At 56.9% G+C, this 13,411-nt stretch carries 13 protein-coding genes; all 13 read left to right on the top strand.

All coding sequences use genetic code 11. The features are described 5' to 3' along the window. Positions 1-1,412 precede the first annotated feature (1,412 nt). The 13 genes from H2LOC_RS21935 (at position 1,413) to H2LOC_RS10810 (ending at position 13,357) form a co-directional block, all read left to right on the top strand. Entirely contained in the window at positions 1,413-2,597 is a 1,185-nt protein-coding gene (locus tag H2LOC_RS21935; RefSeq protein WP_154331628.1) for a hypothetical protein, read from the top strand. Positions 2,598-3,271: 674 nt separating this feature from the next. Further along, positions 3,272-3,808, top strand: a complete 537-nt coding sequence (locus H2LOC_RS10865; RefSeq protein ID WP_136496412.1) for a hypothetical protein — start codon at positions 3,272-3,274, stop codon at positions 3,806-3,808. Then, complete coding sequence (locus H2LOC_RS10860; protein ID WP_136496411.1) at positions 3,759-4,121, top strand: hypothetical protein; 363 nt, start codon at positions 3,759-3,761, stop codon at positions 4,119-4,121. Before H2LOC_RS10865 ends, H2LOC_RS10860 begins: the two co-directional genes overlap by 50 nt. Next, positions 4,118-4,441, top strand: coding sequence for a hypothetical protein (locus H2LOC_RS10855; protein WP_136496410.1), 324 nt, complete (start codon positions 4,118-4,120; stop codon positions 4,439-4,441). The genes H2LOC_RS10860 and H2LOC_RS10855 overlap by 4 nt, the downstream gene beginning before the upstream one ends. A 728-nt stretch (positions 4,442-5,169) precedes the next feature. After that, the gene (locus H2LOC_RS10850) at positions 5,170-5,634 is read left to right on the top strand and encodes a dATP/dGTP diphosphohydrolase domain-containing protein (protein WP_136496409.1); all 465 of its coding nucleotides are present in this window, start codon (positions 5,170-5,172) and stop codon (positions 5,632-5,634) included. A 244-nt stretch (positions 5,635-5,878) separates the two neighbouring features. Then, the gene (locus H2LOC_RS10845; protein ID WP_136496408.1) at positions 5,879-6,172 is read left to right on the top strand and encodes a hypothetical protein; all 294 of its coding nucleotides are present in this window, start codon (positions 5,879-5,881) and stop codon (positions 6,170-6,172) included. A gap of 419 nt (positions 6,173-6,591) precedes the next feature. Continuing rightward, on the top strand, positions 6,592-7,689 hold the full coding sequence (locus H2LOC_RS10840) for a P-loop NTPase family protein (protein WP_136496407.1): 1,098 nt from the start codon (positions 6,592-6,594) through the stop codon (positions 7,687-7,689). Between the two features lie 145 nt (positions 7,690-7,834). Continuing rightward, positions 7,835-8,047, top strand: coding sequence for a hypothetical protein (locus tag H2LOC_RS10835; RefSeq protein ID WP_136496406.1), 213 nt, complete (start codon positions 7,835-7,837; stop codon positions 8,045-8,047). 61 nt (positions 8,048-8,108) lie between these two features. Next, complete coding sequence (locus tag H2LOC_RS10830) at positions 8,109-9,479, top strand: vWA domain-containing protein (protein WP_136496405.1); 1,371 nt, start codon at positions 8,109-8,111, stop codon at positions 9,477-9,479. A 204-nt stretch (positions 9,480-9,683) separates the two neighbouring features. Continuing rightward, on the top strand, positions 9,684-9,899 hold the full coding sequence (locus tag H2LOC_RS10825) for a hypothetical protein (protein ID WP_136496404.1): 216 nt from the start codon (positions 9,684-9,686) through the stop codon (positions 9,897-9,899). 19 nt (positions 9,900-9,918) lie between these two features. Then, entirely contained in the window at positions 9,919-10,134 is a 216-nt protein-coding gene (locus H2LOC_RS10820; RefSeq protein WP_136496403.1) for a hypothetical protein, read from the top strand. A gap of 230 nt (positions 10,135-10,364) precedes the next feature. Then, positions 10,365-11,144, top strand: coding sequence for a hypothetical protein (locus tag H2LOC_RS10815; protein WP_136496402.1), 780 nt, complete (start codon positions 10,365-10,367; stop codon positions 11,142-11,144). Positions 11,145-11,416: 272 nt separating this feature from the next. Continuing rightward, the gene (locus H2LOC_RS10810; protein ID WP_162009747.1) at positions 11,417-13,357 is read left to right on the top strand and encodes a DNA polymerase; all 1,941 of its coding nucleotides are present in this window, start codon (positions 11,417-11,419) and stop codon (positions 13,355-13,357) included. The last annotated feature ends 54 nt before the right edge of the window (positions 13,358-13,411 follow it).

The following is a 13,411-nucleotide window of genomic DNA, read 5'->3' as shown; positions in this document are numbered from 1 at the left end:
CTTGGGGGGTTTTTGCTACGGTCGCGCGGTTGTGCGGTTGTATTTTGAGGTAACTCTGGGTAACTTGAGGTAACTTGAGGTAACTTAAATCAGAGCGTTTTTGCGCTGATCGCGTCTATTTAATCAGCGTACAAACGTATGTCACGGAAAAAATATCGTGCGTTTACAACGTGTTAAAGACGGTAATAAATAAATCCAGTCTCGTATCGGATTTATTTGGGCCGGCAAGTGATTGATTTTGCTGTAGCTTCTATTCTATTCTCATTAAAACTAAATCAAAAAAAACACAAACCCCCCTATAGGGGAATTGCACTGCCGGTTTATAATATGAGGCTCGGCCACATAAACTTCAACGTGACAAGCTTCAATCGTATGACGTGCGAGACGCATCAACTCTCTGCCGGTCTCACTCAACCTTACACGTCACCATATGGGTTGTTTACATTTTCGCGCTCCGCCTTTTACAGAAAACTCAAAACGTGAAACGGTTTAAGTTCAAACACTTACGGTAAGCGCGCACACGATTGTCACATTGTTGCACGCCCCGAATTAACGGTTAAATCGCCCTTATACACACAGTTGTCCTGCCGATTTAATTCGGATTTATTCGTAACGCATTGATTTAAAACGTCTCGCAGAACATATCCGAAATCGACCTCTTTAATATCAGTATGAATTAGCCCCACTAGGCCCCGAATTAAGCTCCCTCTGCCGGTTTAAACGTCAATCACATGCTATCTTACATGCCGCGGTTTCAACCAAATCGACGCCGCTACGCTATAACCACTCGCGAGTTTATATGTTCACCTTTGCAGATGGCTGCGTCCAGCCATGCGCCGAGTTGAACGCAACTCACTAAGACTCACATACAACATGAGGCGAGATCATGAAGCTCTATCAGTTTGTCGAACACGAAACGCCCCCTGCCGGCGCGTCCGTCATCATGGATGCTTGAGCCTCGTATCTGTGAAGCTCAAGGCGGAAGAAACCACGGGCCGCGCGTCATTGATATGGAGCGCGATCCGTCGGGAGACGCCATTGAATATGCAGTGACCAGCGCGCCGGAAACGGCCCGTACAGGCGACATACGCCTATTCAGCGTGGAACTCATGCCGGAGGCCCGCAGCGTCACGGACGGCTTCCATAGATACCGTGACGAAACCTTGAGGGATTGTCGTCTCTGGACTAAGCGACCCGCGGCGCGCATCATGCGCCGCAAGTAGTTGATATAATCTATCAGCTTTGTAAGCTATTCTCCTTCGCTCACGAGCGAAGTTGACACACTATCTCCGCCGGCTTAATGTCCCGGCATTGGTTACTGCGCGAGGTAACTGGATACCGCACGCATCAGCTATCACGCAACGCAAACGACGCGCCATTAACAGCTTGGCGCAAAGGTAGGAGCTTCAAACATGACAACCAACACCGCGACCGCCACTCCCACTCCCACTCCCACTCCCACTCCCACTCCCACTCCCACTCCCTCAACCTCTGCCAATCCGCCGCAGGCTGGAACGACCACGCCCACGCCGTTCGCTCCGGCGAAACCCGCGAGCAACCCGCCGTTCGCTCCGGCGAAACCCGCGAGCAACCCGCCGGTCGCTGCGAAACCCGCCACGCCGACCCCGGTTCCCAACAAGCCCGCCACGCCGACCCCGGTTCCCAACAAGCCCGCCACGCCGACCCCGGTTCCCAACAAGCCCGCCGCGCCGACGAAACCCGCGAGCAACCCCGCGCCGACGAAACCCGCGCCCGCTGCCAAGCTTCCCGCCGCAGGAAGCGACAAAAATCCGTTCGGGTTGCCCGACGCGGAGAGTATCAAGGCCGGCAACAAGTTCATGGATGACGTGGATCGCTTCGCGAAAGAGGAAGTGACGGGGCTCAAGTCCCGCACGGCTTTCGCACGGCGCGTTTGCCTCGCCGCCGAGGACAAGCTCGTGGCGGAAGGCGACGTGAAGACGGTGTTTCACCGTTACAGCGTGTCGCTGGCCAAGGCGAACAATACCAGCTACGAACCCGGCGCGAGCGTCGCAGTTCAAGAAAGCAAGCTGCGCACGTTCGTCAAGCTGGGGCGCGCTGCCGGCGGCAGCGATACTCTCAACCCCACTTCGGGCGAACCCGAGCGCGTGAGCGACATGCTGGCGCGCGCCGAGGAGGTTCGTCGCGGTCTCGCCGTGCAAGAGGACACGCGCAAGCGTCTCAAGAGCAAGGCGTTCGACTTCCTCGTGGAAGTGGCGCGTCGCCAACTCGAAGCGTTCGAGAAAGTGAGACAGGGGGCGAACGCCTGCGATCTTCTATCGGATGACGACATCGCCGGGATTGCACTCGGCGAGGACAGGGAGGCGCCCGCGCCCAAGGGTGAAGCGGAACAGCTTACCGCGCTCATTGCGAGCATGAGCAAAATGTCCAAGGGCAAGGATGCGACGGACAATGCGCCGGCCAAGCCGGGGTATCCCTCGCCGGAACTGGATCAAGCCATCAAGCTCTTGGCCCTGCGACTCGCCAAGGTCGACCCCGAGGCCGCCAAGAAACTTGGCGACAACGCTTCCAACTCCAACGGCGCGACGCTCGCAGCGTTGCTCGTCAAAAAGAAGTGAGTTACCTCAACGGGTAATGAGCCCACCCTTTGAGGTTGAGGCCGGCACGACTCCCAGCGTGCCGGCCATTTTCATGCGCAGCTATCACGCGCAACGTAGGAACGTCAAATGACCTCACATCCTGCCCACGCAATGCGCATCCAGAGGCTTTTAGAGCGCGGCATACGGTTCAAGAGCGTCGCTGGCGAGGCGCGCTCTTTCCAGTGGCAAACGTCCAACGGTCGCATAGTCTCTGGAACTTTCCCGACACTCGAACATGCCGCACTCAACGCTGACATATGGGACAGGATAGCGCAGGATCGCAGATTACCTCTGGAGGTAGTTTATGGACCCGTCTCTGAAACTCCCAACACGATCGAGCGAGGCGCGTCCTGCCGGCAGTACGTTAACCATGAGCCAAACACCCTCGCCGGAAGGATTGAAAGGTTTGTGCATCGCGTCGGTTGAACTCGCCCTGTTCGCAGCGCCACAACCCACAACGCCACAACCCACAACGCCACAACTCACAACGCCGCGCATGACGCCGAGACAGTTCAGGGATTTGCTAATAGCCCTGCATTACCCTGTCGGGTAATGCTCCAATCATTGCAATATGTTACCATGCGAGGTAGCGTATTGCGTTAGTATATTTTCAGGATATCAATATTACCCTGCAAAGTCATGGAGCAAGAGATATGGCCAAGTCACCTAAGCGAGACTTCGCCGAGCTTGTTGATGAGTTCGGGGTTGAAGTCGGGAAAATAAAGCAGCCTATGTATATGGTTGCGCTCATGTGCGCGGAGGCCGCAGCGAATGGCTTCGCGCTATCGGAAGACGCGGGCGAGTTGCTGCATAGGTTCTGGAACGGTCGCCGCGCTGGGAACAATGAGCCGCGCGTAAAGGAACCGCCATCGTCCGTGCAAACGTCAAAGTTCAGGCGGTTCCTACTTCTCGGCGAACAGCAAGGGACGGACGGGGTTGAGAACTTGCGCAAGGTTCCCGAGCTGTGCCGGACTCTGGGGTTCAAGAGCGACGTTTACAACATAGCGCTAGACGTGGCGAGGGACGCCTTGGGCAACGGCAAGCCCTTGAACGACAGGGAGCTGCGCGCATCAGTCAAGCGCGCCATCGAGAGTGTATCCGAGGCCAAGCGAAAGAGCGAGAGAGCGAGAGGAAACGAGCATGAGCACGAACACGCCATTCAACAAGGGCGCTCGCGCCAGCGAGACTAGCTCACCTATCACGCCCACATACCGCGATCTTGCAGAGGCGCTGCGCAACGCAGACATGGCCTCCCTGCCGGTGGATGCGCGTGACGACGTGATTGCGATAATGTCGCATCTGCGGGCGCATCTTGTGCATAGGTTCGACGCGCTGGACGAATGGCAGCGGCAGCTTGCGACGCGCGAGGACAATCTTAACAAGATAACCTCGGAACGCGAGGCGCGGCTTGGCCGGAAGGAGAAAGAGCTTGCGCAGGGCTTGCGCACTCTCGGGATTTCTGATTTGGATGTGCGGGCAATACCCGGAGAGGTAATCCCATGACGCAAACGGACTGGTCGCTCGAAGCGCTGCCTTGGATCGAGCTAAATTACTTCTATTCTTCTACGTGGGACGCGCGCGTCTATATGGTGGAGGATGAGTTCTTCATCGTCTTGTGGCGGGGCCACAACGGAACGTATTTGTTCAACAAATACACACGTCAGCCGCGACCGCCTTTAAGGGCGGCTTCAAGGTCGGCTTCAAGGGCGGCTTCAAGGGCGGTTGAGTCAATACGAGACCCGCTCGAAATCCAAGCACGCCTGTTCGAAGCTGCGGAGCGCGGCGCGATCAAGCTAGACCCCGAGCATTACCCGGAGAGGTAATCCCATGACGCAAACGGACTGGTCGCTCGACGCGCTGCCGTGGGAACAATCAACCCGCCCGAACACAGACACTAGCAGGGTGTAGCTTATAATAGATGGCGAGGTCTGGGCATTGTTACGCAGGATACACGACCACGGACATATGGCGGGGCGATGATATTGAGAGGGCCAAGCAACGACAGAGACCTTCGCTACCATGATAACGCAGTCCTCGAAATCCAAGCGCGCCTGTTCGAAGCTGCGGAGCGCGGCGCGATCAAGCTTGAACCCTAGCGTTACCCAGAGGGGTAAACATGGACAAAACGAAAGAGCGAGAACGCTGGCACAATAGAGGGCTATCGCACCCAGACGATGCGCCGGCAGAGTTGAGCGCCCTGCCATGGAAGGACGTGTCAGCCGACAGCCGATGGAGACGCTACGTCCGGGCAGTGGTGCTCGGGAAGAACGTAACAATCTACGAGGGCACGCGTGCGTTTCGGCTTTCCTATGATGATTTAAGCTCGAACAACATAGATGACGTTCTGCAGATACAAGCGTTGCTGTTCGAAGCCAAGGAGAAGGGACAGCTACAAATAAGGCATTGGTAAAGGATGCGTTATAATACATACTGAATAGTTTACTAGCACGAAAATATATCGGTTGACATACGTTTGTTGCTGCGTTATCAAGTGTTTGTTCCATTAATACATTACCCTTGCCGGGTAACGATACTACAACGGACAGGCCAAATGTCTCAAGCAAGCAAAGAACGGGCAATAGAGGGCGGAAAAAAGTTTGATCTAGGCAAGTCCGCTATTGATTTGATCGACCCGGAGTTCATCAAGGGGCTCGGCGACGTTCTCGAATATGGTCGCCTTAAGTATGGCGATCGCAACTGGGAAGAGGGCATGACGTGGGGGCGCGTGTTCGCAGCGTCGCAGCGTCACATGCTTCAATTCTGGATGGGCGAGAGCTACGATATCGGCACGCCAGAGGAACCGGGCAGCGGGCTGCATCATCTTCACCATGCTGCGTTCGGCCTGATGGTGCTTGCTGCGCTGGAACGTGCGGACGCAGGGAACGACTCCCGCAGCAAACTAGGAAAGAAACAATGCGAGAAGAAAGTGCCAAAGGTCATACCCGAAGCGTCGGGAAATCCCCCGCGCTGGCAGCGCCATATGAGAAAGCTCCGGCGCGCATTCTTCGGTTTGTAGAGGCGCTGGGCACCTATCACGGACGCGAACTGGCCTGCCGGCACGACCCGGAGACGAACGTAACCGAGATTGTTCGGGCGGTGTATCTGGACGCGACGCCTCATCATAGGTCGCGTCTGGAGCGCGCCACGGACGATATTACCATGGACGATATGCGGCGCTATGTTGTGTCGCGCGATCTTCCGCCGCCAACGCGCGAACTCGTTCGCTATCTGAAATCATGATTACCCGAGGAGGTATCGCCATGAAGCAAACGGACAACGTATTTCTTTCGTCAGCCAAGAGACAAGCGGAAAACTCTCAGGACTGGAGAGTCGTTCAAGCTGTGAATGTGGCGGAACGCTTCCTGCACGGAATGGCGACGCGGGATGAAATGGTCGCGGCGTGGGGCACGCTATGCTCAGCCATATCGTGGAAGGAAATGGGCACGGTCTACTGGCCGGAAGTGACAACCCCTTACCTAGTCGGTCATGGCCTGTTCAACGAACGAACCATCGGCCAGCTATTGCTCTTCGGGGACTATTACACGAGGAGGTAAGCATGCGCGAACAAACGGACTGGGCACTCGACGCGCTGCCGTGGAAGCCCTACACCGGCCTTGATGGCAACACTAGCGAAGATACAGTGCACCTCGTAATAGCGGGTCGCCACTTTTACACCCTATGCGAAGTGAAGCGCCATATCGAGGATTAGGCTTCTGAACTCGCCATCAAGTCGCGCAAGCGCACCGAGACCGTCTCTCACGAAGACTAGTGCGATTACCTCTGCGGGTAGCTTACTCGCAGAGGTAGCACCACAACCCACAACCCACAACCCACAACCCACAACCCACAACCCACAACCCACAACCCACAACCCACAACCCACAACCCACAACCCACAACCCACAACCCACAACCCACAACCCACAACCCACAACCCACAACCCACAACCCTAAACCCACAAGGACAGACATCATGACGCTCACTCTCAAACAGATCGCTTCCCGCATTCCCGGTTACTACAAGGCCGGCTTGAGCATTCATCTGGAAGGACCGCCCGGCGGCGGCAAAACCTCGATCATGGAGACAGTCCCGCAGCTTCTCGCGCCGCACTATGCGCCCGAGTGCGAGTTCGGGATAATCACGCTCAACGGCGCGGGCACGTCCGAAACGGACGCCACGGGATACTTGATCCCCACGCCGGGTAAGGACGGCGCGAAACCAAGCTCGGAGTTCACCGAACCCTACTGGATGCGGACGAAGGACGGCCGCCACATGCGGGACTTCTCCGGCGGCATCCTGTTCATTGACGAGGCGGACAAGCTCCCGCTCGACGCCAAGAAAATTCTCGGCGAGGCTGCGCTGTCCCGTCGCTTCGCCTCCCACACTCTGTCGGACGGCTGGCTCGTCTGGTCTGCCGGCAACCGTGCGGAGGATCGGTCGGGCGCGACGAAGGAACTGGACCACCTTATCAACCGCCGTATGCGCATCAGGGTCGGCATGGACCTGGAGTCGTGGGTCGAGTGGGCACACCGTCACGATATGTCACCCGAGTCTATCCGCTTCGCAGAAGAGAACGCGGGTATGATGTTCGAGGGCAGCGTGCCGAAGGTTCAAGGCCCGTGGCTCACGCCGCGCTCGATGGAGCTGGGCGACAACTACCTTCGCACTATCGCCGGCGACGGCCCGCTTCCTATGGACCCCGTGGCGCAGACGGAAATCTCTGGCCTGATCGGCGAGGCTGCGGCAATGCAGTTCATTGCCATGGTCAAGATCGGCATCGAGCTTCCGAGCATTGACGAGATTGTGGCGGACCCCGGCAGCACGCGCATTCCCAAGAAGGCCGATGCGCAGATGCTTCTCGTCTACAAGCTGGCGAACTACTTCACGCCTGAGCGCGCCGGCTCGGTCATCACATACATGAAGCGCAAAGAGTTCGCGCAGGAATTTGCCGTGAGTTTCTTCAAGATGGCCTGCGCCCGTCATCCGCGGACGATCCTGTTACCCGAAGTGGTAAACTGGACGCGCTCCAATGCGCAGCTCGTCACCATCGCCTCGTCGTTCCGTGGCTAGTCTCTACTCTGCGGCGAAGAGTCTCCGGGGCTGCCCCGGAGGCCATCTACCTCATGGCCGTGCATACATAAAATGCACGCTGATGACGAGGATTATTAGGCTCAAGCGAGCTTTCAACCACTACAGCAACAGGATGGAAACGGACATGCGTTTCGAGTATCAGATTTCCTTGAAAGTGGACATGAACGAACTGGACGATGCAACCAAGTCGCTCATGAATGACGCGATCAAGCAGGCGGCGCAGCTCATATTCGCCCAAGCCAGCATGATTATGCAGGGCGATAAGCGCGCCCCACAGATGGCGGTGACGTGCGACGATGGCTACACCGACACGGTGACGCTCAACCCTTTCGACTAAGGGGACGACCGGGCTGGGTCACGGTGACGGCGACAATAACAGGCAAGCTAGGAATAAGATCATGGATAGCGAAGCTCTATACGATCGTGAAATGACTGGCCAAGAGCTGGCCCAAACCTTGAACAAAATCTCCCATGCCGGCGCGAGGAAGACGCCGACGCGGCTCGAACTCAACGCCGAGCAACATAAGCTCTGGACGCAGACTCGCACGGCGCTTATGTGGAGCGCCCCTGCGTTCGCCAGCATCTTCTATTCCATGATGGCGGATAACGACCCGGACTCTGCATACTTCACGGATGAAGTCGAGCGATGCGGGACGGACGGCAAGCATCTGTTCATCAACCCCGAAGGGTTCTTCTCCAAGGAATGGAACATACATAATCGAGTGGCTGCGGTGGCGCACGAGATTGCGCACGCCATGTTCGACCACTGCGGTATGCAGAACGCGCTCAAGACGCGCGGCGTCATTGTTACCCCGAGCGGTAATCGGATTGACTACGACGAACAGATATACGCCGAGAGCATTGACTATGTTGTCAATGCGCTGCTGGCCGAAAGCAACATCGGCAAGATACCCGATAACTGGTTCTATGATCCGAACATCGCCAAGGGAACCGACAGCGTGTTTGAGGTCTATGAGCGCCTCTATGAGAAGCGCGAGAAGCAGGAGAACGGCGGTGGCGGTGGCGGTGGGGATAATGGCAGCCAAGCAGGCCCCGGCACGGACAACCACTGCGACCCCGGCACGGGCGATGGCGGCGCGCCGTCACAGGCTCAGAGCGACCGCAGCGAGCAGGAGTGGAAGAACGCCGTTGCCGGAGCCATGGCCTCGGCTCAAGCGCAGGGGAAGTTGCCCGAGGCGCTCAAACGTCTCTTCGCCGAACAGCTCGAACCGAAAGTGTCATGGCAGGAACACTTGCGCGCCATGATTACCCGGCGCGTCGGCAACGATACGCGCTCGTGGAAGAAGCTGGACCGCCGTTTGATCGTGCGCGGGATTGGAGCGCCCGGCAAGATCGGGTTCGGCTGCGGGTTGATTGACATTGCCATTGATACGTCCGGGTCGGTCACTGGCCCCATGGTGGACCAGTTCCTTGCGGAAGTCCGCAGCATCCTCGAAGACGTTCGCCCGCAGCGCGTGAGGCTCATATGGTGTGACGCCAAGGTGCATCGCGTAGACGAGGTTGACGACGTGCAAGACTTGGAATGGGTGCGCGCGCTCGGCGCTGCCGGCGGCGGTGGGACTGCGTTCGAGCCCGTGTTCGAGCATATCTATGAGAGCGGCGAGGAGCCGGAGACTCTACTCTACCTCACCGACGGTCTCGGGTCATTCCCCGACGCGCCCCCGGACTATCCCGTGGTGTGGGGCAGCATCTACGCTGCATCTACATACCCGTTCGGCGAAGTCGTCAACATCGACATGCAGAGCTAGGACCGCAACCGGATCATCCACCCGCAGCCGGAGCCGGGCAGCGGGCGAGCGTGAGGCGTATAGGGCGCATCCCAAAGAGCCCTATACGCCGAGGCGCTACAAGGTAGGGTTCGGGCGGTTGCGGATCCTGCACCGTGATAGGTGCTAAGGTGAGCTACCCGTGAAACCTTACAAACCCGGCAGTAATTACCACTGGAGGTAAACATGGACAACCTTATCGCGTTCGTCGGGCCTGTGTCCATCCTGCTCATGATGGCGCAAGACTACGCAATAGCCAAAGCCAAAGAAAGAGCCGCCGAAGAGTATTTTCGCGGATACGACCTCGGAGTAATCAATGGCTACAAGCAAGCCGCTAGTAACGTCTACGAGGGAACAAGGGACTGGCACGAACGCAGCATGAAGCTCACCGGAAAGCTATAACATTACCACTGGAGGTAACATGAGTTTCGAGACATACACGAAGCTTAAAAAAGCCGTGTTCGAAAATCTCAACTCGGCAAAGGAGAACGGCTACACAGCCGCTACCGATACGCGGCAGGAGGCCGTCAATCTCATGGACTGCTCGGCAGACACGCCGGAGTGCGTTCTCGACCTTATCGAAGCGCTCATTAAGGAATGGAAGGCTGGGGAAGCGTCCGACCGTTTGCGCGGTTGAGGACAAGTTACCACTGGAGGTAAACATGAACATTATCTTGGCGTTCCTGGCGCAATCAAATGCCTCGTGCAAGCCAATGCGTAAGGCAAGCGATGGGGCGTCATCGTCATAGAGTTCGATGACGGAGATTATGAGCACCATAACATCGCGGAAGGATTTAGCAGCTTACACATTGCATGCTGCTAAATCCTTCCGCGAGCAGGTAGAGGCCACGGACGGAGCCAACAGCAATGCCTAGCTCAATACCGGACAGAGACGAAATCGAAACCTTGCGAGGAGAGATATACGAGCGGGCGCTTGTGATCTTTCACCGCCTCATGCCCGAGCTTTCTGGCGAGGAAATATACAACTACGTCATCCCGTCGTCCGATAGAGCAAATGTCGAACTTTCCAGACGGATGTTTCCCAACACGGAACTGCCGCATGCAGTATTTTTCACTACGCAGGCTGGGGCTATAGCAACTATACGACTCGACCCCAAGCTATACGCGGTCCCCATGGGATACGCTATGATTAACGCAGACGACTCTATCGAGCGGCAGCGTCTATGGGATTCTTTGCCGGCGGCGGCAGAGTGGTTGCGAGGCGTGAACGCCACTGCGGTCCTGTGCGAGTCGTGGGTCTACGCTATCGAGGCCGTAGCCCAGCGAGCGAACAACCCCATAGAAGTTCTCAGCGCCATGCCGTCTCTATCGCTTCTCCTACCCGAGTCCCCCAAACTTGCAACAATAAGGGCAGGAACCCGCGCCTACGTGGAGTTATCCCATATCGAGCGACTGTCTGTGCGGTTCAACCGTGCAAGGCGCGCACCCGCGAACAACAAACGCGGATGGGGAAAGACCATATCCGAAATCGACCGCGACGCGGCAACCATGATCGCACAAAGCGCGATCCTCAAAGACACTCCGATCAAAAAACCCAGCAATGGGGTGGCCGGCGTGTATATCGCCACCTTGGACATGCGCGTCTCAAACCCATTCATAACCGAGCAATCGCCTATAGGAGCATAAGCCATGGTGCGCAAAGTAATTCACTTCGACAGGACCGACGCCGGGAGGCTGCACTGTGACGAGTGCGGCCACGACTTGGAGCATTCGCTCGGCTAGGGTAGTTACCTCATTGGGTATCCATGCCCGAAGTGCGGAGCGGACATGCTTACTCGGCGAGACTTCGAAGCGACAGAGAAGACGTTTCGCATCCTCGATTGGGTCAACAAATGGTTCTCATGGTGGCTCGTTGCCGAGCCACCATGAGAGCACGCACAGAATTAAGATGCGTCACCATGCCGGCAGCACCGACATTCGCATTTCCGATAAACGCTGACATTACCGCCTGGGGAAACATGCGCAAACTGTTTGCAGACGCCGAGAGCTACTACGACACGAAGACTGGATATTCTCTAAGCAAGCTGACGCCCCCGGAATACATCCTCGACGCCAGATGGGAGACTATCGGATGGTCTATCGCCATTGACGACAGCTTCCCGGTGTGGATGGAGGGTGACGAGCTACGCGATTTTATCAACGAAGAGTTCGTATCGAAGAACGAACCATTCATGTTCATTTCGCACAACGCCCTGTTCGACGCACTGATATTGTCTATGCGCTATGGGATCGTGCCGGCAGCGTTGGCGGATACGCTGTCCATGAGCCGCGCGTTGATATCGCACAAACTCCCACGAGGCAGCGTCTCGCTCAAGAATGTCGGCGCTTACTTCGGACTGGAGAAGGGCGATGAAGTCGTAAACATGAACGGCCTGCGTCTCGCGCAGATCAAAGCGTCTGGCCGATATGAGGCATATCAGAGCTACGGCAAGCAGGACACGGCCATTTGTCGTGAGATATTCAGGAATCTTGCGCCAGCGTTTCCTGTGAATGAGTTCCTCATAAACGATATGGTGATACGCATGGCAGCGTATCCCCAATTCCAGATAAACGAAACGAAGCTGTTTACCCACAAGGGTAAGCTGGAGGCCGACAAACAAGCAATCCTTGACCGGGTAGGGCTCGACCAGAAGACGCTAGGGTCGAACGAGCTGTTTGCCACTGCGCTGCGTCGGCTAGGCGTTGAGCTCCCTATGAAGGAAAGCCCGTCAACCGGCAAGCAAACATATGCGTTCGCCAAGACGGACAAGGCCATGACCGACTTGGCCGAGCATCCCGACCACGACGTTCAAGCGCTGATCGCCGCGCGCCTCAAGGTCAAATCCACAATCGAGGAAAGCCGAACGCAGCGGTTCATAGACGTGGCAAGCGCCACTCGTGACGAGAACGGCATATGCTGGATGCCTGTCGCGCTCAAATATGGCGGGGCGCATACGCATCGCTTCTCTGGCGACTGGAAGCTCAACCAGCAAAACATTCCACCCGGATCGCTGCGAGAGTCGCTGGAGGCCCCGGAGGGCTGTAAGGTTGTGGCGTGCGACGCTTCGCAGATCGAAGCGCGCCTTACCGCTTACCTCTGCGGGCAATGGGATTTGCTCCGGCAGTTCGCGGACGGGCTCGACCCGTATTCGCTCTTTGCCTCTGACATTTATGGCGAGGTCGTAACGAAGAAGGACAAGGAGAAGCGCCTTCTCGGAAAAATCTCGCTTCTCGCGCTCGGGTTCGGAATGGGCGACGAGACGTTCATGAACACAGTTCGCGTCCAGTCTGCAAAGGTCGGAACGCCGATAATAATTAGTCTGGAAATGGCGGCGCGAGTCGTCGCGCTCTACCGCAGCAAGTATCCGAATATCCCGAAGACGTGGCGCTGGCTAGGGCGCGAGATACCGCGCCTCGCGTCTGGCGCGTCAAAGGGCGAAATGTTCGGCCCTATGATCTTCGATGATAGGTGCGTGTGGTCGCCGGACGGTATGCCGATCCACTACGAGAACTTGCGCCGAGAGAACGGGCGCTGGAAATACGACAACCGCGGCATACCGACGATCTTGTATGACGGTAAGTGGCTTGAGAACATAGTCCAGAACTTAGACCGTGTGGCGGTTATGGAAGCCGCGCTTCGCGTGAGGGCTATAGAGCGCGCCGCAGGTTGGAACCTATCGCTCGCGCATCAGGTGCACGACGAAATCATCTACATCGTGCCGGATGACCTCGTAAGCGTGTTCTCGCGCGTCGTCTACGACGAAATGGCAAAGTCCCCCGAGTGGGCTCCCGACTTGCCTCTAGGGGCGGAGGTAAAAATAGGGCAGAACTACGGAGACCTTCACGAAATAAAGTTATGACAAGCCCTTGACAAATGTTACCGGCACGGGTAATATTGGGCACAATAGGAGGCA

This window comes from Methylocystis heyeri, assembly GCF_004802635.2.
Classification (GTDB): domain Bacteria; phylum Pseudomonadota; class Alphaproteobacteria; order Rhizobiales; family Beijerinckiaceae; genus Methylocystis; species Methylocystis heyeri.
This window is presented reverse-complemented; position numbering and strand designations above follow the sequence as displayed.